Annotated in this window: 20 protein-coding genes and 1 tRNA gene; 11 read left to right on the top strand and 10 right to left on the bottom strand. The window is 53.6% G+C overall.

The features are described from left to right. Positions 1-52 precede the first annotated feature (52 nt). The 7 genes from C8N30_RS10785 (at position 53) to rlmF (ending at position 7,009) form a co-directional block, all read left to right on the top strand. Positions 53-637, top strand: a complete 585-nt coding sequence (locus C8N30_RS10785) for a TRAP transporter small permease subunit (protein ID WP_025060985.1) — start codon at positions 53-55, stop codon at positions 635-637. Positions 638-683: 46 nt separating this feature from the next. Next, positions 684-2,108, top strand: coding sequence for a TRAP transporter large permease (locus C8N30_RS10790; RefSeq protein ID WP_025060986.1), 1,425 nt, complete (start codon positions 684-686; stop codon positions 2,106-2,108). Then, complete coding sequence (locus C8N30_RS10795) at positions 2,092-3,450, top strand: amidase (RefSeq protein WP_025060987.1); 1,359 nt, start codon at positions 2,092-2,094, stop codon at positions 3,448-3,450. Before C8N30_RS10790 ends, C8N30_RS10795 begins: the two co-directional genes overlap by 17 nt. A 3-nt stretch (positions 3,451-3,453) precedes the next feature. Continuing rightward, complete coding sequence (locus C8N30_RS19305) at positions 3,454-3,615, top strand: hypothetical protein (protein WP_170151167.1); 162 nt, start codon at positions 3,454-3,456, stop codon at positions 3,613-3,615. Between the two features lie 191 nt (positions 3,616-3,806). Continuing rightward, on the top strand, positions 3,807-4,733 hold the full coding sequence (locus C8N30_RS10800; protein WP_084273542.1) for an alpha/beta fold hydrolase: 927 nt from the start codon (positions 3,807-3,809) through the stop codon (positions 4,731-4,733). Further along, positions 4,730-5,692, top strand: coding sequence for a Gfo/Idh/MocA family protein (locus tag C8N30_RS10805; RefSeq protein WP_025060989.1), 963 nt, complete (start codon positions 4,730-4,732; stop codon positions 5,690-5,692). Before C8N30_RS10800 ends, C8N30_RS10805 begins: the two co-directional genes overlap by 4 nt. Positions 5,693-6,070: 378 nt before the next feature. Continuing rightward, a complete protein-coding gene (rlmF, locus tag C8N30_RS10810) occupies positions 6,071-7,009 on the top strand; it encodes a 23S rRNA (adenine(1618)-N(6))-methyltransferase RlmF (RefSeq protein WP_025060990.1) in 939 nt (312 codons plus the stop codon). 113 nt (positions 7,010-7,122) lie between these two features. Here rlmF and C8N30_RS10815 read toward each other — a convergent pair whose 3' ends face one another. The 8 genes from C8N30_RS10815 to C8N30_RS10850 form a co-directional block, all read right to left on the bottom strand. Continuing rightward, a complete protein-coding gene (locus C8N30_RS10815; RefSeq protein ID WP_025060991.1) occupies positions 7,123-7,992 on the bottom strand; it encodes an MBL fold metallo-hydrolase in 870 nt (289 codons plus the stop codon). Positions 7,993-8,100: 108 nt separating this feature from the next. Continuing rightward, positions 8,101-8,298: a hypothetical protein gene (locus C8N30_RS10820; protein WP_025060992.1), complete on the bottom strand. Its 198-nt coding sequence runs from the start codon at positions 8,296-8,298 to the stop codon at positions 8,101-8,103. Positions 8,299-8,503: 205 nt separating this feature from the next. Further along, positions 8,504-8,818: a putative quinol monooxygenase gene (locus C8N30_RS10825; RefSeq protein ID WP_025060993.1), complete on the bottom strand. Its 315-nt coding sequence runs from the start codon at positions 8,816-8,818 to the stop codon at positions 8,504-8,506. 36 nt (positions 8,819-8,854) lie between these two features. After that, positions 8,855-10,795: a TRAP transporter permease gene (locus C8N30_RS10830; protein WP_025060994.1), complete on the bottom strand. Its 1,941-nt coding sequence runs from the start codon at positions 10,793-10,795 to the stop codon at positions 8,855-8,857. 92 nt (positions 10,796-10,887) lie between these two features. Continuing rightward, positions 10,888-12,078 carry a TAXI family TRAP transporter solute-binding subunit gene (locus C8N30_RS10835; protein WP_025060995.1) on the bottom strand — a complete coding sequence of 397 codons (1,191 nt, stop codon included), beginning with the start codon at positions 12,076-12,078 and terminating at the stop codon, positions 10,888-10,890. Positions 12,079-13,268: 1,190 nt separating this feature from the next. Further along, positions 13,269-13,345: transfer RNA gene (locus C8N30_RS10840), tRNA-Met, on the bottom strand. A gap of 182 nt (positions 13,346-13,527) precedes the next feature. Further along, positions 13,528-14,931, bottom strand: a complete 1,404-nt coding sequence (locus C8N30_RS10845) for a UdgX family uracil-DNA binding protein (protein WP_232222775.1) — start codon at positions 14,929-14,931, stop codon at positions 13,528-13,530. After that, on the bottom strand, positions 14,928-16,163 hold the full coding sequence (locus C8N30_RS10850; protein WP_025060998.1) for a putative DNA modification/repair radical SAM protein: 1,236 nt from the start codon (positions 16,161-16,163) through the stop codon (positions 14,928-14,930). Before C8N30_RS10850 ends, C8N30_RS10845 begins: the two co-directional genes overlap by 4 nt. 104 nt (positions 16,164-16,267) lie before the next feature. On the opposite strand from C8N30_RS10850, the gene C8N30_RS10855 reads away from it, so the two are divergent. The 4 genes from C8N30_RS10855 (at position 16,268) to C8N30_RS19945 (ending at position 20,236) form a co-directional block, all read left to right on the top strand. Then, a complete protein-coding gene (locus C8N30_RS10855; protein ID WP_025060999.1) occupies positions 16,268-16,717 on the top strand; it encodes a CreA family protein in 450 nt (149 codons plus the stop codon). A 124-nt stretch (positions 16,718-16,841) separates the two neighbouring features. Beyond that, on the top strand, positions 16,842-17,987 hold the full coding sequence (locus C8N30_RS10860; RefSeq protein ID WP_025061000.1) for a lytic murein transglycosylase: 1,146 nt from the start codon (positions 16,842-16,844) through the stop codon (positions 17,985-17,987). Positions 17,988-18,201: 214 nt separating this feature from the next. Next, a complete protein-coding gene (locus tag C8N30_RS10865; RefSeq protein WP_147419687.1) occupies positions 18,202-18,900 on the top strand; it encodes a hypothetical protein in 699 nt (232 codons plus the stop codon). A 982-nt stretch (positions 18,901-19,882) separates the two neighbouring features. Then, positions 19,883-20,236: a GSU2403 family nucleotidyltransferase fold protein gene (locus tag C8N30_RS19945; protein ID WP_409373594.1), complete on the top strand. Its 354-nt coding sequence runs from the start codon at positions 19,883-19,885 to the stop codon at positions 20,234-20,236. A gap of 44 nt (positions 20,237-20,280) precedes the next feature. On the opposite strand, the gene C8N30_RS10880 is transcribed toward C8N30_RS19945, so the two are convergent. Together C8N30_RS10880 and C8N30_RS10885 are read right to left on the bottom strand one after the other, a co-directional pair. Then, positions 20,281-22,659: a hypothetical protein gene (locus C8N30_RS10880; RefSeq protein WP_025061004.1), complete on the bottom strand. Its 2,379-nt coding sequence runs from the start codon at positions 22,657-22,659 to the stop codon at positions 20,281-20,283. Next, entirely contained in the window at positions 22,656-24,032 is a 1,377-nt protein-coding gene (locus C8N30_RS10885; RefSeq protein WP_198021462.1) for a hypothetical protein, read from the bottom strand. Before C8N30_RS10885 ends, C8N30_RS10880 begins: the two co-directional genes overlap by 4 nt. Positions 24,033-24,120: the final 88 nt, after the last annotated feature.

Here is a 24,120-nt window from a genome sequence, read left to right on the forward strand (position 1 = left end):
CCGCGCCTTTTTCGCCTTCCCCGCCCGAGGCATCCCGCACGGAGTTTTCTGAATGCAAAATTATATCCGGTTCGCCGATAGTCTTTCGGCCATGTTTGGCAAGGCTTTTGGCTGGCTGATCATCCTCATGACTTTCGGGATGAGTTATGAAGTCTTGGTCCGCTACATGTTCAACAGCCCTACGCCATGGGCGTTGGACGTAAGTTTTATCATGTACGGTACAATGTTCATGATGGGCGGGGCCTACACGCTGTCGCGCGGCGGCCATGTTCGCGGCGATTTCCTGTATCGACTGTGGTCGGACCGGACGCAGGCAAAGGTCGATCTGACGCTCTACTTCCTTTTCTTTTTCCCAGGCATCCTCGCGCTCATCTTCGCTGGCTGGAAGTATGCGAGCCGGTCATGGGGCTATGCCGAAGTCTCGGTGAACAGCCCTGCAGGTATTCCGATTTACCAATTCAAAACAGTGATTGTCGCGGCGGGTATCTTGCTGCTTATCCAAGGTATCGCGCAGGTCTTTCGCTGCATTATCTGCATCCGGCAAGGTTATTGGCCCCCGATGGCATCGGATGTCGAGGAAACAGAGACGCTGCTGATGAAGCAAGCTGCCGAAGGGCAGTCCAAGGACCTGATCTGACCTCTAGGTTCAATTTTAACGCCCTTCTAAATGCGGAGTTCACAACGTGACAGACCCCCAGATTGCCTTGACCATGCTCGGCATCTTCATCTTTTGTGTGTTTTTGGGGTTCCCCATCGCATTCACCTTGATGGCCATCGGTATTGCTTTTGGCTATTACGCCTATTTCGACGCTTCACGCATGTGGCGCGGTTATAACCGTCTGGATGAAAATGCGGGGTGGTTGGAATCCACCAATCTGTGGTTGGAGGGTTTCTATAATAACAGGATCTTCGATCTATTCGTGAACCAGACCTATACGGTCATCTCGAACGAAGTTCTAACCGCGATCCCGCTGTTCCTCTTTATGGGATATATCGTGGAGCGGGCGAACATCGTCGACAAACTCTTTAGTACGTTGGCTGTGGCCACGCGGAGCATTCCGGGTTCGCTTGGTGTGGCAGCGCTGATCACTTGCGCACTTTTTGCTACGGCAACGGGGATCGTGGGTGCGGTTGTGACACTAATGGGCCTTCTTGCGCTGCCTCAGATGCTCAAGATGCGCTATGATCACAGCTTTGCGGCAGGCATCATCTGCGCTGGCGGCACGCTCGGTATCCTTATTCCGCCCTCCATCATGCTTATCGTCTATGCGGCCTCCTCGGGGGTCTCGATTGTGCGGCTTTACGCAGCCGCCCTTTTGCCAGGGCTGGTCCTTGTCGGACTATATCTGACCTACATCGTTGTCCGGTCTATCCTTCAGCCTTCACTAGCGCCGAAACCGACCAAAGAAGAACTTCCCGAAGTGCCGATGGGCAAGATGCTCTGGATGCTCGCCACCAGCTTCCTGCCACTTGCGGTGCTGATCCTCTCCGTTCTGGGCTCTATTCTGTTCGGTTTGGCCACACCGACCGAAGCGGCCTCGATCGGCGCATTGGGTGGCCTGTTGCTGGCTGTTGCCTATCGCGCAATGACTTTTGATAGATTGCGCGAAAGTGTCTACCTCACGGTGCGTACTACGGCGATGGTGTGCTGGCTTTTTGTTGGCTCCTATACCTTCTCTGCGGTATTCAGCTATCTCGGAGGCGAACATGTCATCGCCGAATTCGTCAAAAGCCTCGATCTGACTCCAATTCAGTTCCTGATCATTGCACAGCTTATTATCTTCTTCCTTGGCTGGCCCCTCGAATGGTCCGAGATCATCATCATCTTCGTGCCGATCTTCCTGCCGCTTCTGCCGCTGTTCGGAATTGACCCGCTGTTTTTCGGAGTACTCGTGGCGCTTAACCTGCAGACAAGCTTCCTAACACCGCCCATGGCTATGAGTGCATATTATTTAAAAGGGATCGCTCCGCCGAATATCAAACTGACCGAAATCTTCGCGGGCGTTCTGCCCTACTGTGGAATGGTGCTGATCGCGATGATCCTTATGTACAACTTCCCGCAGATCGTCTTTGCCTTGCCGGATGCGTTCTATGGCCCGTCAAGATAAGGCACAGGCCATTCTCGGGCTGGGGGCGGTCGCGATGCGCGACCGCCTCGCCTCTGGGGCGCTTCGGGCCGTGGACCTTGTAGAGGCCTGTCTGGCCCGTATTGCGGAGCTTGAACCGCAGGTTGGCGCATGGGCATGGCTCGACGGCGATCATGCGTTGGAACAGGCGCGTCGTCTTGACCACCTACGTCAGTCCGGTAAGCCCGTCGGTCCGTTGCACGGCCTGCCTGTCGGACTGAAGGATATAATAGACACCAAAGGTATCCCTACCGAGAACGGTACGCCAATTGATGCCGGCCGTGTACCGTCCGAGGATGCGTGGATTGTCGCACGTCTTCGTGCTGCAGGGGCGATCATTCTTGGCAAAACCGTCACGACCGAATGTGCGTTTATGCACCCGGGCAAGACGCGCAACCCTCACAATTCTGCCCATACGCCAGGCGGCTCGTCACAAGGTTCGGCCGCCGCCGTTGCCGCCGGAATGGTGCCGTTTTCCGTGGGTACGCAAACGGGTGGGTCGGTAATCAGACCCGCTTCTTTCTGCGGTATTGTGGGCCTGAAATCAACGTTCGGGTTGATCCCGCGCACAGGTATTCTGCCGCAATCACCGTTCCTTGATACCGTCGGTGTTTTTGCACGCAGCGTCGAGGATTGCGCACTTCTGGCCGAGGTCCTTGCAGGCCACGATCCAGCAGATACAGCCAGTGCGCCTATGCCGATGCCGCGTTTGCTAAGTGTCGCGCAGTCAAACGCGCCCGTACTCCCGGTTTTTGCCTTTGCAAAACTCCCCGGTTGGGATCAGGCTGACCCGCAAATGATTGCCGCAACCGAAGATCTGGTGGACCTGCTGGGTGAGCAGTGCTTCGAGGTCGCACTTCCCGACCTTGAGGATGTTGCCGCCATTCGCGAACGGATCAATTTTGCCGAGATGGCCAAATGCTATTATGGGCTTGAGCGCCGCGGGCGTGATCTGATGTCAGGCAAGCTGAAGTCGGCGATTGATCAGGGCAAATCGGTTCTTGCGCGTGATTACATTGCCGCGCTGGACTGGCGGGAGCTGGTTAACGCAGGCATGGATGCGGTATTTGCGCGCTGCGATGTGCTATTGTGCCCCGCGGCTTTGGGTCCCGCGCCAGAGGGGTTGGACGATACCGGAAGTGCACTGTTCAATGGAATTTGGACTTTGAGTGGTATGCCTGCCGTAACGCTTCCTGTGTTTACTGCTCAGAACGGTATGCCCATGGGTATACAGCTTATTGCAAAGCGCGGTGATGACGCGCGGTTGCTGCGCACCGCACGTTGGCTAGCGGCTTATCTTGAAAACCTTGATGAAGAGAATTGAAAAATGACTAAAGTATTGGCCGTATTCGCCTTCCTCGTATTGGTTGGATTTCTTGTAATCCTTATGATCCACGTACCGCGTCTTGATCTTGGCGCTGTCATCGCGATCACTGTGCTCCTTGCAGCTTGGGACCTCTTTACAACGCACAGATCCCACAAGCCTTGAAGCGAAGTTATGCCTTATGGCATCAGGTCTTAGGTGCGGATAGTGGCTTAAATAATGGCGAGTTCCGGCCTGATCGGGCCGGTGTTAGTCTGCGACTGGCAGCTTTGAACTGGACTGTCACCTATCTCTAACGAATGGGATCACGCGCAAGCTAATCCATACCGGTTGCCAAAACGCATCAATCAGCAAATATGACAAACTTAGCTACAGAGGCGCAAACGGACCGCAGGCCTTCTTCTTTTTCAGGATCGCTGCTATCGATCAGCATGGTAACATCATACACACCATCAGCCGACGGTACCCGCATTGCATTTACCTCCGCTGGTGAAGCAACACGTCCCTCTATTTTGCTTATCCATGGCTGGGCCCAGCAATTCATCTGCTGGCAGCCTATTGTGGAAAAGCTGCAAGACCGCTTCCATATAGTCGCTATGGATCTGCGGGGTCATGGAGCTTCGGACAAGCCCGAGAACGAAGCGGCCTACACAAATACGGAGCTCTGGGCCGAAGATGTTAAGGCAGTGATAGATGCGGCAGATCTTAAGACGCCTTTGCTTGTCGGTTGGTCATATGGAGCACGGGTTGTTGCCGCCTATCTGTCCCTGATGGGAGATGCAGATATCGCTGGGATTGCTCTGGCAGGTGGGGTCCTCGCTATTGGAGCCGAGCGCGAGAGTTGGATGGCGGGCGCCGCAAGTCCGGGTCTGGATCGCGATCTTTACACAGATGATGTTCCACGACGTCTTGAGGCTACGGCACGTTTTCTCAAGGCATGCACAACGCAACCGTTGGAGCGCGAGATTTTTGCCAAGATGGTCGGCGCAAATATGCTTTGCCCCGCACATGTGCGTCGTGCCCTATTCAGAGCTGATGTCGATCTGCGACCTGTCTTTGAGAAGTCAGGCTGCCCGGCTCTAGTTATTCATGGGACGCAGGACGAAGTTGTTACCTGCATAACCGGGCAAGCTGCAGCCAAGTGCTTTAAAAATGGACAATACATTGCATACGAGGGGATCGGCCATGCGCCGTTTCTAGAAACACCTGATCGCTTTGCCGAAGATCTTTCGAGATTTACGATGGCATGCCAGCGCGAGGGCGACCAAAGGATCAGAACATGAGTGTGAAAACCGCTATTATCGGATTAGGAATTATGGGCCGCCGGATGACTGAGCATATGGCCTTGCATCCTGGCTTCACTCCGGTCGCCTTGTGGGATCCCGATCCAGCCGCTTGCCGTGCCGCGCAGCCATTCGCACCGGAGGCGCGGATAGTGGCCACACCGGAAGAGGCGATTGCGGCTGCAGAACTGGTTTATCTGGCCTGTCCGCCAGTGCCACGCAAAGCTTATGCTTTAGCGGCTGCAGATGCTGGTAAGGCCCTGTTTTTGGAAAAGCCGCTTGGTATTGATATCGCCGAAAGCAAGGCGCTTGTCGCCCACTTGGAACAATGCGACGTGCCGGCGGCGATCAATTTTACACAGGCGGCTGGTGCAGCCTTGACTGATGTGAACGAAGCTGCGCGAGCAGGCACCATGGGGGACATTCTGGGCGCCGATATAGTGGTGACATACGCCGCTTGGCCGCGTGAGTGGCAAAAAGCAGCTGATTGGTTGAAGTTTCGATCAGAAGGCGGGCCAACGCGGGAAGTAATCTCGCATTTTCTGTTCTTCGCGGAACGCATTCTTGGCCCCCTTTCGGTGGTCTTGGCGCACCCGTCTTATCCGCCAAACCCGGCTTTGTGTGAAACACAAATGCTGGCACGTCTGGAAACACACGATGGGCGGCCGGTGAGCGTCATGGTCAGTGTGGGCGGCGCTCAGCCTGATCGGCAGGAACTCACCATAAAGGGATCACGGGCCAGCCGGCGTATTTCAGAATTCTACATTGATGAGGTATCCGATGGTGGGCCGTTTACCGCCGCTGCGGAGCGTCCCAAAGACCCTCGTGCCACCAGTTTGAAAGCCCAGTTAGACGATTTGCTCCTTTGCCTCGAACGAAAGCCGAACAGACTTGCTACACCGCAGGAAGCCTTGAGGGTACAGATTTTGATTGAGCAGATGCTAGCGGAGAGAACCTGAAGGAAAGGTTTTCCATCTTAAGAGTCCTGCAATTTTAGGAAAATGTGCTGTAAAGTTGGGCTCCGGTGTAACGGTTTCATTAGCTGACCAGCGTTTGCGGCGCGAGGCGCCTAGCGCAGTGTTCTGAACTGGTCAGGACGACCTGAGGCCACTCACATTGCAATGGCCGGAGTCGAGCGAACTGCGAAAGGGGCGTGCTATTCTCGCAGTGCTAGAGAACCGCGTTTGATCCGTTGCATGCCGCAGGTTGCGGACGGTCGGGTCGTCGCCACAATCCGGAGACTGCTCTAACCTCAATTTTACTATTTGCCAGTGAAGGCCTACATTTGCCTTACCGTCTGCCGCGTGGCGTCCATCAACTTTCATAAAGGCGTCCCCATGGCCCCCAACCCCAAGCTGCACCCGCGCAATCAACACATTGAAGGGTATGACTTTACGCGCTTAGTAGCGCAGACACCTGAGCTTGAAAAATTCACAATCCGGAACCCACGCGGTCAGCGGACTGTTAACTTTCAGGACGCGAAAGCTGTCCGAATGCTTAATCGTGCTCTCCTAAAGACGCATTACAATATAGATTTCTGGGATATCCCTGAGGGCTATCTCTGCCCGCCAATTCCCGGTCGTGTCGACTATATCCATTATCTCGCGGACTTGCTTGCCGACAGCAATAGTCAAATCATCCCGCGTGGTGGTCACATCAAAGCATTGGACATCGGCACCGGTGCAAGCCTGGTCTATCCCCTCACCGGGCAAAGCGAATACGGTTGGAGCTTCACGGGCGTTGATATTGATACAGCGGCACTCGAATCCGCAAGGCAGATTTCTGACGAAAATAATTTGAACGTCACTCTTCGGCGACAGATTGATCCCGAGAATATCTTTATTGGTGCTATCGAAGCCGATGATTTTTTCCATCTGTCGATGTGCAACCCGCCGTTTCATTCGTCTCTCGAAAAAGCGGGCAAGGGCACTCAACGTAAGTGGGCGAGCCTCGGAAAAGGCCGCTCGAACAAGCTTAACTTTGGCGGTCAACATGCAGAGCTTTGGTGTCCGGGTGGCGAGATAGGGTTTATCGCCCGAATGGTTGAGCAGAGCAAAAGTTACAAACATCAGTGTCTTTGGTTCACCTCACTGGTGTCCAAGAAAGATAACCTCCAGCCCCTCAACCGGATTTTGGGACGAGCTAAGGTTGACGAGTTCAAGATCGTCGAGATGGCACAGGGGCAAAAAACAAGTCGTTTTATTGCTTGGACTTACATCAGACAGGCTCAACGGTCCTCGTTCGCCGCAAGCGTTGGGACGCCGGATGTACATTGACAGGACGCTATCAAAGCACATGTCTGCTTTGGAAACGCTGCATTACAGTACCCCGTGATTCTGATGGGACTAAATCAGGACTATTCTGGCGGCGTTTTCGCCCTCAAGGTTGATCAGCGGCTTTCAAAATAATTGAGGGGCAATTTCAGATAGGATCGGCCGTTGCTTTCATCTTCGGGGATCTCTCCTCCGCGAATGTTGACTTGCAGCGCTGCGAGCATCAACTTGGGCAGCGGCAATGTCGCGTCGCGCGCATCGCGCAGAGCGCAGTAGTCGGCTTTCGTCGGAGAATTTTTCCAGTGAATGTTGGAATTGCGTTGCTCCGCTACTGTTGCCTCGCATGCGGCATCGCGCTCGGGCGCGTAATCGTGCCCGACAAACACACGCGTTTTCTCGGGCAACGCCAGAATTGCTGAAATACTATCGTATAGCGCTGCAGAGCTACCGCCTGGAAAATCAGCGCGGGAGGTGCCGCTGTCGGGCATCATCAGCGTGTCATGCACAAACGCAGCATCGCCCGCGACATAGGTAATAGAGGCAAGTGTATGTCCTGGTGAAAACATCACACCTACAGAGACGTTGCCAAGCATGAAGCTGTCGCCTTCGGCAAACAAGCGGTCCCACTGGCTGCCATCGGTTGGGAAATCTTTGGGCAGGTTGTAGATGTTCTGCCAAAGGGTCTGCACGCCAGTGACCTTCTCTCCTATGCCAGTGGATGCGCCCGTCTGGGCCTTGATCCACGATGCGGCAGAGAAATGGTCCGCATGAGGGTGCGTATCTAGTATCCAGAGCAGTTCAATCCCCTTCTCGCGGACATAAGCCAATAACCGTTCGGCATTATTGGTCGATGTTGCCCCTGCCAGTGGATCGAAATCCAGCACGGGATCAATGATCGCCCCTTTCATTGTGTCGGGGTCATGAAACACATATTGCCAGCTTCCGGTTGGTTGGTCCCAAAAACCTTTTACGACGGGATTGCTCATTGTGTTTCTCCTGCAAAGGTGGGGCCAATTCGAAGGCTAAGTCTTGAGTAGGTAAAACAGCTTTAACGGTCGCCTCTTGCACCATCTAGAGCGCTTAGCACGAGCACCTCACTTTGCTTCAAAATTGACGGATTGAAGAGCACCTACTTTTGCCGGATTGGGAACTGACGTTTGAAACGGAATAATGTGAAAATGATAATCTTTCGGATGGTTGTTGTCGTTCTCGCTTTCTTTTTGATCGATTTGAATTTTTTGCTCAACGTCTGAATCTAAAGTGATCGTTGAGGTCAAAACCGCAGTAATCACATTCGCAACTGCACTTGGCCCTGCATAATGTATGACCGTGGCAACCTTGCGCAGGCTCCAACATCAGGTTGATATGGCTTTGCTCTGCTGTTCGTCAAACATCCCTTGGTAAGAGATGTTGCAATCAATAATTGAGATCCGCCAGAGAGTCTGGCGGATCCTAATTTTTTGCATAAGATAAAAGTGCCTTTACGTACTTGAGCGCTTAAACTGACGACAAGATATGAATTTTGCGGTCGGCCATCATATCTTTGGTCTTTGCAGCGTATTCTTTCATGTGAGGGGCAGCAGCATGGGCGCCGAGCGCTTTCATACTTTCCCATTTTTCAACCACGACGAAAGTGTCTGCACCAAACGCGGCTTGCATAGGCCCGGCGTTTTCAGTGTCAATCGTGGCCTCATAGGCGATGCAGCCATCTTCCGCCAATACAGCGGGAACATTGGCGTTAAACATATCCAGGACTGCTTCGCGCTGGCCCGGTTTTGTGGTGATTACTGCAATGACGTGAACAGTCGACATGAATTAGTCCTTGTTTGTGGCTTGGGTTATTTGTTTCTAGTGCGTGGTTGCCGGATCGGTTTTGGAAGTGTCGCGCCAGATCAACGCGACGATTATCGCAGACGCCGCACCTCCGATCAAAGTTGTAAGCAACCCCGGAAAGCTGAAGGCAAAGCCCGCAGCGCCAAGTGGCAGGCGCATCCATGGTCGTACCATGCCAACGCCCAGAAGATACCCCTCAAGCCCACCGGACAGCAGGATAATTCCGATGATGATGGACGGTAGGACGTAGATAAGGGGCGTCAGATCACCTTGAAGCACAAGCGCTGGTTGGAAGAGGAAGAAAAGTGGTACGAAATATATAACCACCCCAAGCCGCATCGCAGTGAACGAGGTCAGCATAGGCTTGGCCCCTGCAATAGTGGCAGCAAGGAAAGCTGCAGCACCGACAGGGGGCGTAATGACTGACAACATGGCATAGTACACAATAAAGAAATGTACGGCGACTGTGTTCAGGCCGCCGATTTCGATGATCGCCGGGGCGAGAGTGACAGCTAGGAAGATATAGGCCACGATCGCCAATCCGGCCATGCCCATGATAAAGCAGGCTAAAACGCCCAGTGCGATGATCATGTAAACGTTGTCTCCACCCAAAGCTACCAATCCCGAAGTCATGGAGCCTGTCACGCCTGTGATCGTCAACGCGCTGACGACAAAGGCAATCGGCAAAATGATCGCAGCAGTTTGAGTGACAAGAATGCCAACCTGACGCAGGGTCGCGAAGAGGCGCTTGGGGGTCATCATGGTTTCACGCTGTAGAAAGCTTAGGGCGATCATCAGCGCACTGGCGTACCACGGCGCATAATACTCCCACCGCATGTACAGCAGGCCCCAGACCAGAAAGATCATGACCGACAGGAACGGCCACCCGCGTTTGAGGACTTCGCGGGACGAGGGCAATTTTTCCGGTGCCATCCCGACCAGACCTTTGCGCGCAGCATAGGCATCAACCTGCAAGATCAGGCCAAAGTAAAATAGAAACGATGGCAAGATCGCCGCGACCATGATGGTTGCGTAGTCCACGCCAATAGTGATCGCCATCACAAAGGCGATAGCACCCATAACAGGCGGCATAACGACACCACCGGTGGATGCGCATGCCTCGATTGCGGCGGCGTAATGGGGTGGGTAGCCCACTTTCTTCATTGTCGGAATGGTAATAGAGCCGGTCCCGGCGATATTTGAAAAGATCGAACCGGAAAGCGATCCGAAAAACGCGCTGGCAACGATGGAAACTTTGGCAGGACCGCCACGGTATTTCCCGAATCCTGCATTCGCCAGATCGATAAAGAACTGCCCCGCGCCGGTGGCAATCAGAACACCTGCAAAAACGAGGAAGCCAAGAACTATTTCGGCAACGATTTTCGTCGTGATGCCCATAAGCCCCTCGGTCCGGAATACATGCGCTTCAATCATCCGCTCGAATGTATAGGGGATGCCCATCAGAAGGCCGGGGAAATAGTCGGCAACTATGGGATAAAGACCCAATAAAAAAACCACCAGCAGAAAGGGGATGCCGCCTGATCTGCGCGCGACTTCCAGCATCAGTAGCCATAGAACAACGCCAGCGGGAAAGTTCGTCCAGCCCGCCTGCACGATGTCCCACGCATGTGTCGAAAACCACATCGAGATGCCGAGGGCGATGGCCGCAGCAGCGAGATCATAGATCGGCACTTTGCGTTGTGCTTTATGTCCCGGCAAGGCGATGAAGGCCGCAGCCAGAAAGATCCCGATAAAAAACCAGTAATACTGCCCTTCAATTAGACGTTTGCCTCCAATCGGCACGCCGAATGTATAGGCCAGCCCCATGCCAAGACCGCTTGTGCAAAGCAGCACAAATGTGATGCTGGTCCAGGAAAATAGCGGCCCAAGGCGCGTGAGTTCTGAATCGTGCTCTGCATCGGCATTAGAAGCTGTCTGGTTGGTTGTGTCTGACATGCGGTTATCCCGGGCAAAAAAAAGTGAATGAAGAAGGGGAGGGCGTGACGGAGCGAGGTACCGCTCCGTCGGTTTTTAAGCTATTTGCACGCTCACAAACGCGAGCGGAAAACCTGTAAGCCTTCGGTGTGTTTGGCCATGATCTCGAGAAATGCTTCATTCTCGAAGTTGATCTCTACACCTTGCTCCATTGCTTCTTTCATGCCGGACTGACGTGCTTCGATCCACGCATCCATCTGCGTAATCGCGGCATTGTTCCAAACGTCATCTTCGTCGGTCCACTGGCCGATTTCACGCAAATACTTCACAGTGCCTTCGTGGATGGGGATAGGGTTGCTGTCCAGATAGCCTCGGAACAGATCAACGGACATACGTGCCGCCAACGCATGTGACCCTTTGTAGGTATCATGCGACTGGTCCATCCACTTGGCCATGTTATAGGCAAAATCCACATCTGCTGTTGCCGGTATCGCGTACACAAAGTTCGAGGTCATCGAAGCAACCCCTTGGGCAGTTTTGACACCCAAAGACACAGTCGTCGGAATGGTCATGGGGCGGTGGTTCAAATATGCGTTCCATCCATCCTTGTTTTCGGGGTCCATTGCCAGCCAACGGATACTGCCGGGGGCACCCTCCATTTCAGACAGAACTGACGAGATGGGTGAACAATATGCCACGTCCGATTTGCCCTCGACAACCGAACGGCAGTTTTCGCCGTAGCTGGAAGCGGGAACGTACGTGATTTTCTCTGCAGCTTCTTCGGGCGTCAGTCCAATGAACCCCGGGAGGGCCTTTGTTACAGCCGTCACAATTGCCGGTGAAAACACACCAGAGGTGACGCGTACGCCGCCCTTGCCGATATCTTCGAGGGTTTGAAGATCGGAATCGCCAGCTACAACAAAGCCCCAAGGCGTATCATTATGATGCCACACAATGCGTTGTGGTAAAGGTTTGGCTGAGGCATAGCCGCCAGTGCCTTCGGTTTGCGCAGCTATTTCGGACGCTGACACCGACGAAATTGCAATATCTTCGCGATCGGTCAGACGCTTGTAGCGCATTGGCTCACTGTCTTCGGGTACGATCCGCACCGTCGTGCCAGTCTCTTTTTGCAGTGCTGGACCCCAACCGTTTGTCGACGCAAAGCTGCCCGTCGATGTTCCTGGCGTGCCGATTACCAACAAACGAGGCCAATCGTAATCCTGTGCCATTGCCGAAGTCGACAGACCGAATATGACAAGTGCAGAGCTGAGGCCCAACCTTGTTGATACTTTTGAAAAATTCATCTTTTCCTCCCGGTTATAGTAACTTGAATGTGCTCCCGGCCGGAGCGCCGTGATTTCAAACCCAAAATGCGGAAATGCAGATTAAATCTGGGAATGTACCGGCCGAGGTCGAAGCTGTTGTGCTGGTAGGCTGGCATCCTCCCAATTCTTTTTAGGCCTGCTCTGATGAGGTCAAATGCCTCAGAAGTGGGCCATGATTTGCGAAGCTGAACGTCCTCCTCCCGAAGACGTCAGCCCCTCTCTGAATCGGAGGTTAGGGATAAATTTTATATATCGCAATACCGCTGAGCGGAACTTCGTTCCACTCTATGAATTATCCGGTTCGGGGAAAGATGGTTGCGGCGCGTCAAGCCTTTCGGACATTGTACTGGCGCTGTAGCCAAGTCATGCATGCTTGCGCATCCGGATCGACGATCACGAAATGGCAATTATGTCAGGTCTGGAGTGCATTAGCTGCGACCAAGACGCATCCCCGTCACCTTTCAGCAAGTTTAGTATTACGGCGTAAGAATTGTTAGTTCGCTGCACGGTTTTGGCAGTGCCCTGCATGTGGGATTTTACAGATGCCGCTTTTTCTGGGTGGGCGGATCAAAAGTTGATTGCGGTAACACATTTTCAAAAATGAGTGGCTTAATGTCATGCCTCGGAAACCAGATCTGTCCGGCAAGGCCTCGCTGTTTAGTAACAGCGCTATCAGATCGAACATTCCTGCTCGACCGCCTGTAATCTGAAAAAGGCTTCGTCGTTTCACGATGAAAAACGCCATCAACGCCAGAGATAACCATGGGCATCTTTAAGACTGCTCCGGATTAAGCCCAAGGCCGAAATGCAGTCCAATAGCGTCTTTACCCGCGTCGGAGCGCTGGTTCTCCCCGCAAGTTTCGTGTTCGGCAAGTCGGCAGCAACGAGATGGCAAGCTCCTAAGTGGTGTCAACGCTGATGGCTGCTGCGAATTCTCGGGCCAGCTTTCTCTATGCTTTGAATAACGCAGGATCCCTGAACCATGATCTCACTCGGTCTGAAGTGACGGAAGTGCTGAGTGCGCTGGTTTCCGGTGTTTGGATGATGCCTAACGGCGCGGCTTCGCATAGCCTTGTCATTGAAATCTATGGGGACTGGGGCGAATTCCGCGTTTGGCGGACGCTTAAACGACAAACCCCGCCGGGTTAAGGGCGGGGCTTCTGTTGTTATGGTTGCGGGAGTAGGATTTGAACCTACGACCTTCAGGTTATGAGCCTGACGAGCTACCGGGCTGCTCCATCCCGCGCCAATGTGGGTTCACTAAGGCATGCCGAACTGGACGGCAAGTAGATTTCCGAGAATTCTTTCCAAATTGTGCTTATTTTTTCAAGATCAACAAAAAGACCTGCTTTTGTTATGGTTCTTTTCTATCTCGCGCTTGCCTTTGTATGCGAAGCGGTTGGGTGGGGACAGGACGGGGCCGCATGATTAAAGCGCGGCAAGCCGAGCGGTCATTGCCGCGGCTAGTTGCAGATCGGCCAACAAGAGGGCGCGCATGCTTTCAGATTCCCCGCTCCGCAAAAGAGCGGAGGGATGCAAAGTGATCAGCACGGGTATCCCTTCGCGCCCACGCTCCACGCGGCCACGGCGCGTCATCAGGGCTGCGCCATCGCCCGTGAGGGTTTGCGCGGCGGTAGCGCCAAGCGCTATGATCAATGCAGGTTGTATCTGTGCAATCTCGCGCTCGAGCCATACGCGACAGGCATCGACTTCTTTCCTGTGGGGACTCTGGTGAATGCGTCGCTTGCCTCTGGGCGTAAATTTGAAATGCTTGACTGCATTGGTGACGTAAGCGGCGCTTCGGTCCAGCCCCGCCTCGGTGGCGATCGCGTCAAACAGCTGTCCCGCTGGGCCGACAAAGGGCAGACCTGCCAGATCTTCTTGGTCACCGGGTTGCTCGCCGACAATCATCAGTGTTGCGTCGGTGGGGCCTGTTCCCGGTACTGCCTGCGTGGCCTGCGCACCGATCGGACAGCGTGTACAGGCATGAAGATCATCAGCTACCTCCCGTTGCGGCAGCCGCTCCAGTATGCGCTCTGCGCGCATCGGCGGAAGGGTGGGCGCATCCTCCTGCATCTTGCGCATCCGTGCTTCGGCACCTGCAATAAGACCGGGGATGAGGTCAGCCTCCGGCAGGTTTTTCCAGTATTTCTTTGGCATCTCCGATTGCATCGCCTTAATTTTGAGGCGGGCGGGGTTAAAGATATTTGCGTAGTAGGTCTTCCAGAGTTCCTCAGTCTCGTCGCTAAGATCAAGACGCGCACTGGTCACGGCTTTGTGGTCCAAATCGCCAGCAGCGAACCGCGTGGTCACTTCGGGTGTCACGATGACCCAATCCATATCACCAAAACGACGGGTGAAAAACGGGGCGATCAGTTCCTCTATTCTATGATCCGGCTCGAACCAACTGATGAATTGGCGGCGGTTGGCGCCTTGCTTTGTTATCTCGCGAAACCGGACAAACGCTTTCATTTTGTGCATGTCGCGGCGGATATTCTTGGCCCATGCTTCGAGTTGCTGTACTTCGGCATCGGCACGATTGCCCAGAAGGCGCGTGTTTCCCCGACAGCGGAGCAACACCCGGTAGAGCAAATCATGAGAGCCCTCCGTCCGGTGCGCGCAGATCAGTTTTGCCATCGGCACGAAACCGGCAGGCACCGTCATGTCACGCGAGGCGGGCAGGGGAGAACCACCGCCAAACAGGCTCTCTGCGTCACCCTCCATCGTCCACTCAACATCATCAGCGGCCACGTCATTGCTGGCCAGCGCCCGTGCTGCATCGCGCCACGCTTCATATGTTCCCAGTCGTGGCAGGCGGGGGGCAAAGATCACAAAAGGCTCAACTGCTCGGGTGGGGGGGCAAAGCGTGCACGCAGATTGGCCGCATCTGTCAACCCGCCCGGTGACCAGTCGCGGGCGGTGATGAACGGCTTTGCCTTGTTCATTAGCGCGCCGATCCGCTTGAGATCACCAAACCCCAATGCTCCGCTCCGCCGCGCAGACAGAATACGCGCCACGGATTTCGTCCCGAAACCCGGTACCCGCAGAAGCATGTCGCGACCTCCACGGTTCACATCCACAGGAAACATTTCACGGTTCGCCAGCGCCCAGGCCAGCTTTGGATCAATCTCAAGATCAAGCATGCCGTCAGTTGCCGCCGACGCAATTTCGTCGGCCTGATACCCATAGAACCGCAGTAGCCAATCCGCCTGATACAATCTGTGCTCGCGCACCAGCGGCGGTTTGATCAGGGGCAGCGCGGCGGTGCTGTCGGGTATAGGTGAAAAGGCGGAGTAATAAACTCGCTTGAGCTTGTACGAACTATAAAGCCGAGTTGAGCTTTGCAAAATCGTGGCATCATTCGCTCCGTCAGCGCCTACAATCATTTGCGTGCTTTGCCCCGCAGGAGCAAATTTCGCCGCGCGCCGTCCGGTGTGGGTTCGGTCTTTTGCGGCTTCCTTGCGTAGCTGCACACGGCCCATAGCGCGGCGAATTTCATCGCCGTTTTTCTCGGGAGCATAGGCCTTGATTCCGGCGTCGGTTGGCAGCTCGATGTTCATAGACAGGCGGTCGGCAAGCAGGCCAGCCTCTTCTATCAACTCGGGCGAAGCGTCGGGAATCGTTTTGAGATGGATGTAGCCACGAAAGTGGTGGTCGTGCCGAAGGCTACGGGCAATCCGAACCATATCGCCCATTGTATCGTCAGGGCTTTTTATGATGCCCGAGGATAGAAACAGTCCCTCGATATAGTTGCGCCTGTAGAACTCGGTGGTCAGGTGCACGACCTCCTCTACCGTAAACCGCGCGCGGGGCACCTGTGAAGAGACGCGGTTGATGCAATACGCACAGTCATAAATGCAGAAATTCGTCATAAGGATTTTAAGCAGGCTGATACACCGTCCATCGGGCGCATAGGCATGACAAATCCCGGACCCTTCGGTACTGCCAAGGCCGTTACCGTCCGCGCTGCTCCGCTTTGTCGTGCCTGATGATGCACATGATGCATCATATTTCGCAGCATCGCTCAGCAACGCCAGTTTTTCCTGTAGGGTCAATTTTGTCATAATGTTCTTATAATGTTCTCGCCGTATTGCTGACAAGGAAATTACGACGTGAAAATATATCGCCTGTGCGACGGAACAACGCACCCTTTCGGGCGTTTGGGCATATGATGAAACGAATATGCACTTTGCTCGCTCTGTCCCTTCCTGCTGTTGGCCACGCCGAGCAGGTGGGTAATGTTGATGTTGACTGGCTCGGAAATGATCTGATCATCGAAGCATTGGCCGATCCAGAAGTTGAGGGGGTTACCTGTCACGTCACTTACTTCGAGCGTGGGATTATCGACCGCCTACAAAAGGGGAATTGGTTCGAAGATCCGTCGAACTCTTCCATATCCTGCCGCCAGACCGGCCCTATTAAGATTGGCGATATTGATCGCGGCGACGAGGGCGAGGATGTCTTTACAAAAAGCCGATCGATCATCTTCAAATCTATCAAGATCAAGCGGATTTTTGACGAGAAAAACCAGACGCTCATCTACATAAGCCATGCGCGCGACGTGCAAAACGGCTCTGCCAAAATGTCGATGTCAACGGTACCGCTTTATCAGCCATAAATCGGCCAAGTATTGTCGGCCTTCATCGGCGAAGGCCCGCGTGTGCTGGTTTATCCTCTATTGCTCCGCCACCACATTCGGATAGCATGCAGAAAAAACAAATCACATCGACGGGGCAGTTATCATGACACTTTCACGCAGACATTTTGGATTGGGCCTCGGGGTTCTTACCCTCGCCGCTTGTACTGGTGGCGTCAGTGGGGTGGTGCCCTCCGGAGGGGCGGGGGGACTGCCGTCCGACCTGTTGCCTGTTCCGAATGCCAGCTATGATGCTTGGGTTAACAGTTTTCGCAGTCGGGCAGCAGCGAGCGGGATTTCTCAATCAACGCTCACAGCGGCGTTTCGCGGCACTGGCTATCTTCCCGGCTGCGTGAAGCGTGATCGCAACCAGACCGAGTTCAAGCGCAGTCTCGAAGATTACCTTGCCATCGCCGCTTCTGATGAGCGGATCAGCAAGGGGCGCGCAGCATTTGCCCGTCATGGCGGCACCTTGCAAACTCTCGAGGGGCGATACGGCGTAGATGCCGAGATTATCTGTGCGATCTGGGGACTGGAAAGCTTTTTTGGCGAGCGGCGCGGCGATGTACCGGTGATTTCTGCTACATCAACGCTAGCGTTCGACGGGAGACGTGGTGCCTTTTTTGAAAGTCAGCTGATTGCAGCGCTCAAGATCGTCCAAAATGGTGATATTCCAGCTTCGCGCCTAACTGGGTCATGGGCAGGCGCAATGGGTCATACCCAGTTTATTCCTACGTCCTATCAGGCCTTTGCAGTCGATTTTACCGGCGATGGCCGTCGCGACATCTGGTCTGACGACCCAACTGATTCGCTCGCCTCGACGGCCGCCTATTTGCAGAAAAACGGCTGGACACGTGGTGTGAAATGGGGAGGCGAGGTTGGCAATGGCGCGCCGCAAGGCAGCATAATACAGCCCCAGCAAGGTGGTCCTCGCTTTGCGGTGACAAGCAACTTCCGAGCGATCAAGCGGTACAATAACTCTGATGCTTATGCGATCGGTGTGGGGCATCTGGCGGACCGTATCGCTGGCGCAGGCCCCTTGCGCAGCAGCTTTCCACCCGATGTGAACGGTCTCACAAAGGATGACCGCATCGCTTTGCAGCAGCGTCTGACCGCAAAAGGCTTTGATACCGGCGGAAGTGATGGCGTTATCGGCCCTAACAGTGAAAAGGCAATCAGCGCATTTCAGGCCAGCCGTGGAATGCCTGTCACTGGTACTCCCTCTCAAGCACTGCTTGCCCAGCTCAGCTGATTACTCTTTAAAAAACCACGTTGATCATCGGCACACTTGGCATTGTTGAGTTATCCTCAATAATGTCGAAAGGTAGCCGCACCGTAATTATACCCGCCGGCGTTGTATTTTCCATGAAATCATAGAGGTAGGTGGTGCGGTCTCATTTGTGCCCTTTTTCGGGATTATGCCGTTTTTGAATACAATAATCCGATAGGCTCCAATGAACATTCGCTTGTGCACGTATATCCTGATACCTTTTCTGGCGCTCGCGGCGTGTAGTTCAGCACCGGCTTCCTATTCCAGCCGTATGGAAGGTGCGCCCCTCAATTTCGCGGCTCAACCTGCCGAAATTGACGCACAGGCCGCGGCGTTGATAGAGTTGTCCGAGCGAATGGTGGTTCAATCGACTATCAAGGGCGCGGCCATGGGTGCGGTTGTGGGGTGTGGCCTCGCGGTGGCTTCTGCAGGCAATGTATCGAACTGCCTTGCAGCGGCAACTGTGGCGGGTGTTGGCGGTGCGCTTGCAGGCCATATGGCGGGCAAAAGGCAGGTCACGCACCGGATTGAAACTGTCTCTCCCAGCGTGATTGTGCGCACGTTGCGCAAGACAAACCAGCAGCTGGCACTGGTTCAAGGATCACTGCCCGCGCGCTTGGCGGCACAGGATAGGTCGCTCGCCACCCTTGATCTGAAACTTGCAACCGGAAGTATTGACCGCGAAACTTATCTTGAGAGAAAAGAAAGTATTGTGTCCGAGCGTCGTGCCATTGCGGATGCTTTGCTCGCAACGGAAGCGAACGCAGTTCAAACGACAGCAAATCTTCAATCCGCAGCGGCTCGGGGCCAGACAGGGCTGGCATGGCACATCTCGGCGATAAAGGCACTGGAACGTGAGGTAGGCTCAGCCCGTTCCAGCATTTCATTGCTATAATCCTCGCCTACTTCCTTGGACGAAGTGAAAATGCATCCCGCAACTGGCAGCACCTATAAGTTTATAACTTAGAAAGATGAAATAGAGGGCGAGTTTCGTAAACGCGCAGTCCGATCTTGGGAAGCATGGCGAGGATTGCACCCGTTGCTCTCGGCCTGTCGCACACCGGCAAGTCAGAGAGCCTTTGCATTAATCTGTTCATGTGATGACCAAAGGAAATTCTGTCAGCAGACCGATAATAATGATTTGGCTACATCAACGAAGGAAATGCGCATTATAAACGTTGGCATTCAATCCTGGCGCTGGACAGCGTTTCTGGCAGTGGCAGAATTCAGCGTCCCTATACATACCGCGCAATTTGCCGGAAAATATGTGCAAATCTGTCAGAAGATATATGGTGCTGTTGGGGAGGATTGAACTCCCGCTATAGGTATACAAAACAGCAGGTTAAATGAGTATTTGTAGCGTTATTCTGGACGTGTCTTTGTAACACAATGTGATCACGTCTAGGATCGTCTGAAGGGCCTCTGATCAACTTTGCAAGCCCTGAAGTTAGATCGTGTGGCTGATTTTCAAACAATGCTATTCTCACCTATTAGAGATTTAACTTCCTATAGTGCATTGAAAAAACAGATTTGTTGTTGAGATTCATCTAATCACTATTTGGACAACAAAGTGAACAGTTTCAGTAATTTAGACGAGCGTATTATCCGGGAGCGAGTCAATCAGACCCAAGCCCGGGAGGCGTGGATAGATAGTGAAGACTAGCGTAAGCATAGCTATCTCGGTAGTATGAACTGGGAGGCGCGCAGCGGCAAAAACTATCTCTATCGTCGGATCGGCAAATCAGGCAAGTCATTGGGGCCGCGATCATCTGAGACCGAAGCGACACTGAAGGCTTTTAGCGATAACAATCAACAGCTGGAGCGGCGGCAGGCGCGCCTTGCAGATCAACTTAACACACAGTCTGCGATCCTGCGGCTTGCGTCACACACGGATACCAGAGACTGCAGCTAGGGTTCTACGTGAGATGCGGATCCACGGCCGGAACTACGGTGCCCGCGTCGTCGGCACAAACGCCCTTTATGCCTACGAGGCATTGGCGGGTGTCCGATTTGAAGAGGCTATGGCCGCGACTGGCGACATTGACACTCTGCTGGATGACCGCAACCGTATGCGATTGATTGCTGACACCAAGGAAGCGCTGGGGGTATCACCCGGTTCATTCAGCAAAAGGCGGATAAGACATTCCGGTCCCATGGCCCCAATGACTTCAGGCTCATTAATGATAGCGGATATATGGTCGAGTTCATCAGGCCGCTGCCAAGGCCATTAAATAGGCAAATGTCTGGCTCATGACACAAGTATCATTCGCAAGTCTCACACATCGAACAGATCAACCAATAGGTTAGGATTACTGCCTTGCCCTTCTAGTTCCTCAAGCAACTGAACAAGTAGTGGATCATAGCGCTTAGCCGCGCGCACAAAGCGCTCGTTACGATTGCGTGTCCGTTTGAAGTCTTTACGTGTCTGCACGATTGCATCACGGAGGCTATCGGCAAGCGGATCTTGATCCACAACAAGTGCATTCTGAACCTTTAACCGCCACCTTAATAGTCCGCCAAGTAAAAACGGTGCGTAGTTAAAGCGAGTATAGTCTGATCCAATCTCGCCTTTGAATTCTATCAGCACACGATCGACAAGACGCTCGACATCCCGACGGTCAAGAAGAAGGGGGGCGGTATCTGAACGCGACAACAAGAAAGCGGCAGCGGCGGTTTCCTCTTTGTATTTCCACTGCTTCACATTTCTAAGAAAGATGCGTGACAAAGCCAACTTTTCTTCCTTTTCGGTTCGGCACGTTCGGCCAAAGCCTTGGTAGACAAGCACCCAATTCATCGGATGGGTGATGAACGGATGTTTGAAAAGTGGATTGCGCGCATCCCATGCTTTGAGCAAGATTTTAGGTAACTCAGCAGGAGAGCGCCTGAATTGCCAAGTCAAAAATTTAAGCGATTCATTGTCGGCAGTAAGTTCACTAGCGATGCGCTTTCGAATGTGCTGGAGCGCCTTGAGTGTAAGGTTCTCCAATTGCTCTTTGGCTTCTGGTGGCACGCCATTAGGCAAATCACCATCGCTCGAAATGCAATAATGCCTATTCGGCCTTGAAGCGAGCTTCCGTGCAAGCGCAGTCCAATCAACGTCCTCTGCGTTGATATTGTCCTGCAGAAGGCTGAGAAGCCCTGCTTCACGATTGTTATCCTCCCATGCATCCATGCTACATGGCAGCACCAGTCTATCCGGAATTGTTGCTGGCGAAGTGCCAAGCTCATCTACCAATTCGTTCCACGGTGTATGGATTTCCTCCGCGGCATCCCAGTCGACTATAAACTGTCTGGATAACATCGGCGCATCAACAATGAAACGCGCACGCCCCGCGGCAGGAACTTGCTCGACGCTCAATTGAACGGGCACTGGTGCCGATGTCTTCGATGATAAATCTACACGCGCTCTTCTAGGCCATTCTTCCAAATCTTTTCTAAGATGAAGCAAAAACTCAGTTTGATTCGCTTGGATTGCAAAAGAGGCGGGCGCCGGTGAGCGGTAGACCCGGCCGGCAGGAAGGGTTTCGGAACTGCTGATCAGATCATAGCTGGTCGCACCTGATTGGCCGAGCACAATTGTCGAGATTTGCGGAAGAAAATCAAAATATACAGGATCACCATCCGCAAATCGACGCGCTGCTTCCAAGGCACCTTTGGCTACGATGTCGTCATTCAGTGTAGTAACCTTTAGCGCGCTCTTCTTTTGCAGCGCAGCAGATAGACGCTCCCTTACGTGACCTGTTGCGAGGGTTTCAAACAGAAGAATATCGCACCCTACCAAGTGCTCAAGCGTCTCTGCCGGGAATTCCGCGCCTTGCGATAGTGCAGTCTCCGGGGGAGAAATTATGACAAACCGGCCCCTGTCGTTTTGAATGAGCTCCGGTTCAGCTTCACCTTCCAGAGCTAATTTGTGCACCGCTATTATTTGATTAATCCAGTTTCCAGAAACATTAGGATTGCTCTCCTGAAAGAGCGTTTTGCTGCGCTCCAAGAGGCCGCTGTAACCCAGCGATGAGGCCAGATGTTTTGCAGCTTTGCTTCGCTCTGGAGCAAAAATAGGGTCTTTGCCCCCGGCCTCCAATCTCAACCTTAGGCGTTGAACAGTAAATCCGTCTGACACATGCCCTATGATTCCGATCATAAGATTGTCTTCTGGATCAAACGACATTTTATCGTCCACCAGACACCCGAGAACGGCTAAAACTGAACGCCAGACGAGAAGGCAGCGGCCCGTTTTTCCCTTGGTCATTGCTTCGATCAAGCGCTCTTGAAAGCGTTCAGAAGTTCTAGGGTCATCATCTATGGAAAGTGAACAAAACTTAGCCCCATGTGCCAGACCTGAAATTGATGCCGCCAATTGTTCCGCAGGAGCTGAATTATCCCCAAAGACTGATGTGACGGATTTTCGGCGCTCTGGGCTTCCTACAATTCCCCAACCGTTGCCCCGCCCATGAGGCGCAAGCGAGGCTTGGCTACCCCCGATCCAGCGTTGCGAGGTCTCATCTCCGATCCTCACAATGCATGGGGACAACACGCTACCGGTGGTGTGTATCCCGTCAACACGTTCATAGCCGTCTGCTTCAATGGTCCAATTTCGCGCGGCGCGGTCTTTCCAACCGTTTAGGTCGTAGCCGCAGAGTTTCTTTGATGTCATGTAGCCCCCCATATATCGCGATGAAGGAAGCCGCGGATGGCTTCGCGTCCATGCGCCAGAGAACTTCCAACTGCGTCAAAGGCAATGGCTTCCGCGAATGCGCCATCTTTTTCAGCGCTTGCAGCATCCGGTTCGTGATGGCCTGGCATCAGGACAAGACCATGTCGAATGAGTTCAGTCTGCCCCGGAACGCGCCGCAACTCCGCGAGTCTCGAAACCGCATTTGTTGCAGATTCCTGAGTGGGGAGCCTCGACAAGGCATGCGGCGTCCAGACCGCTACACGATGTGCAAAAGCGCTATCATCAAACGGACTTGATATTCGTAAGGCTACGTGCGCCCGTGACAGAGTTAATAAGGTCCCTGGCTTTTCGGGGCGGGCCATCACTTCGACGACACGACCAATATTTTTGAGCCAGAATACTGCAATAGGACGTTCTTGATCAAACCAGACGCCATTTACAGCCTCCTCACGAAAGCTGATTGGTGCTTGTGCGATCAGCTCGGCGTCAGGAAGATCGTGCAGGGCCAGAACGATTGCCAACACAGAAAAGTCTGTCCAAGTCTGCGCCTGCCAAGCCCAGAGTTCATCAAGTGCCTTTTCGCGTTTTAGAAGTGCTTCCCATGCTTCGCGGATCAGACGATAGGTTTGGTTCTCCATGAGAACATAATTTGGCGTTATGTCAGTGGTTGCCCGAGCAATACCCATGTCCGCCAGATCCGTTGCAATAGTTTTGCAGAGTTTGACGAACGAGGCCACCGATTGGAATCGCTTGCTGCTTTGCGCACGAGGATGCTCGCGTAGCCATTCTCGCCCTACATCTCCAGCTAAGTGCAAGTATGAGTGCGCCACACGGTTCTCGAGGGTATCGAAGTCTTCATGCCTCACGACAGCAAGGATACGTTGATTAGCCCCCGCGCGTTCAGCAATCGTGCGCCCTGGTTGACGTGAAAGCCAGCGCATAGATCCCTGGTCCATTTCTTGAACGCGGTCTAGTGACGTCAGTTCTCTATGGCGCCTCAAGACACGACGAATACGCTCTCTGAATGCCTTGAGAACGGGGATCAGTTCACCAGCTTGCCGGACGATCTCCGCCATTCTTGGATCTTCTTCCCTTTCAGCGCGGTCCCAAGCGTTGGCCAAGTTTGACCACAGGTTTGTTGGATCTATCAGCGCTTCGCCCAATTCCTGAATACGAGCTGTTACTTCGTTCATCCGCGTTAGCGCATCAAGAGCCTCTTCGTTGGCGTCTTCCTCCTTGCCTTTCCGCGGGCGTGGGGGGAATCCAACCCGATCGGGTGACTTTGCTGTGCCGCGCTTAGGATAGGGGTGTAGGAGAAGTTGCCTTGGCTCTCCTCGCACCTCGTTTTTCATCAGGACAACATGTTCTCCCACCTCATCACTAGGCCCTGCTTCGGACAAAAGACTGTGTTGTGGTCCGAATGGTTCGGACGGATCCAAG

The organism is Sulfitobacter guttiformis (assembly GCF_003610455.1).
GTDB classification, from domain to species: Bacteria; Pseudomonadota; Alphaproteobacteria; order Rhodobacterales; family Rhodobacteraceae; genus Sulfitobacter; species Sulfitobacter guttiformis.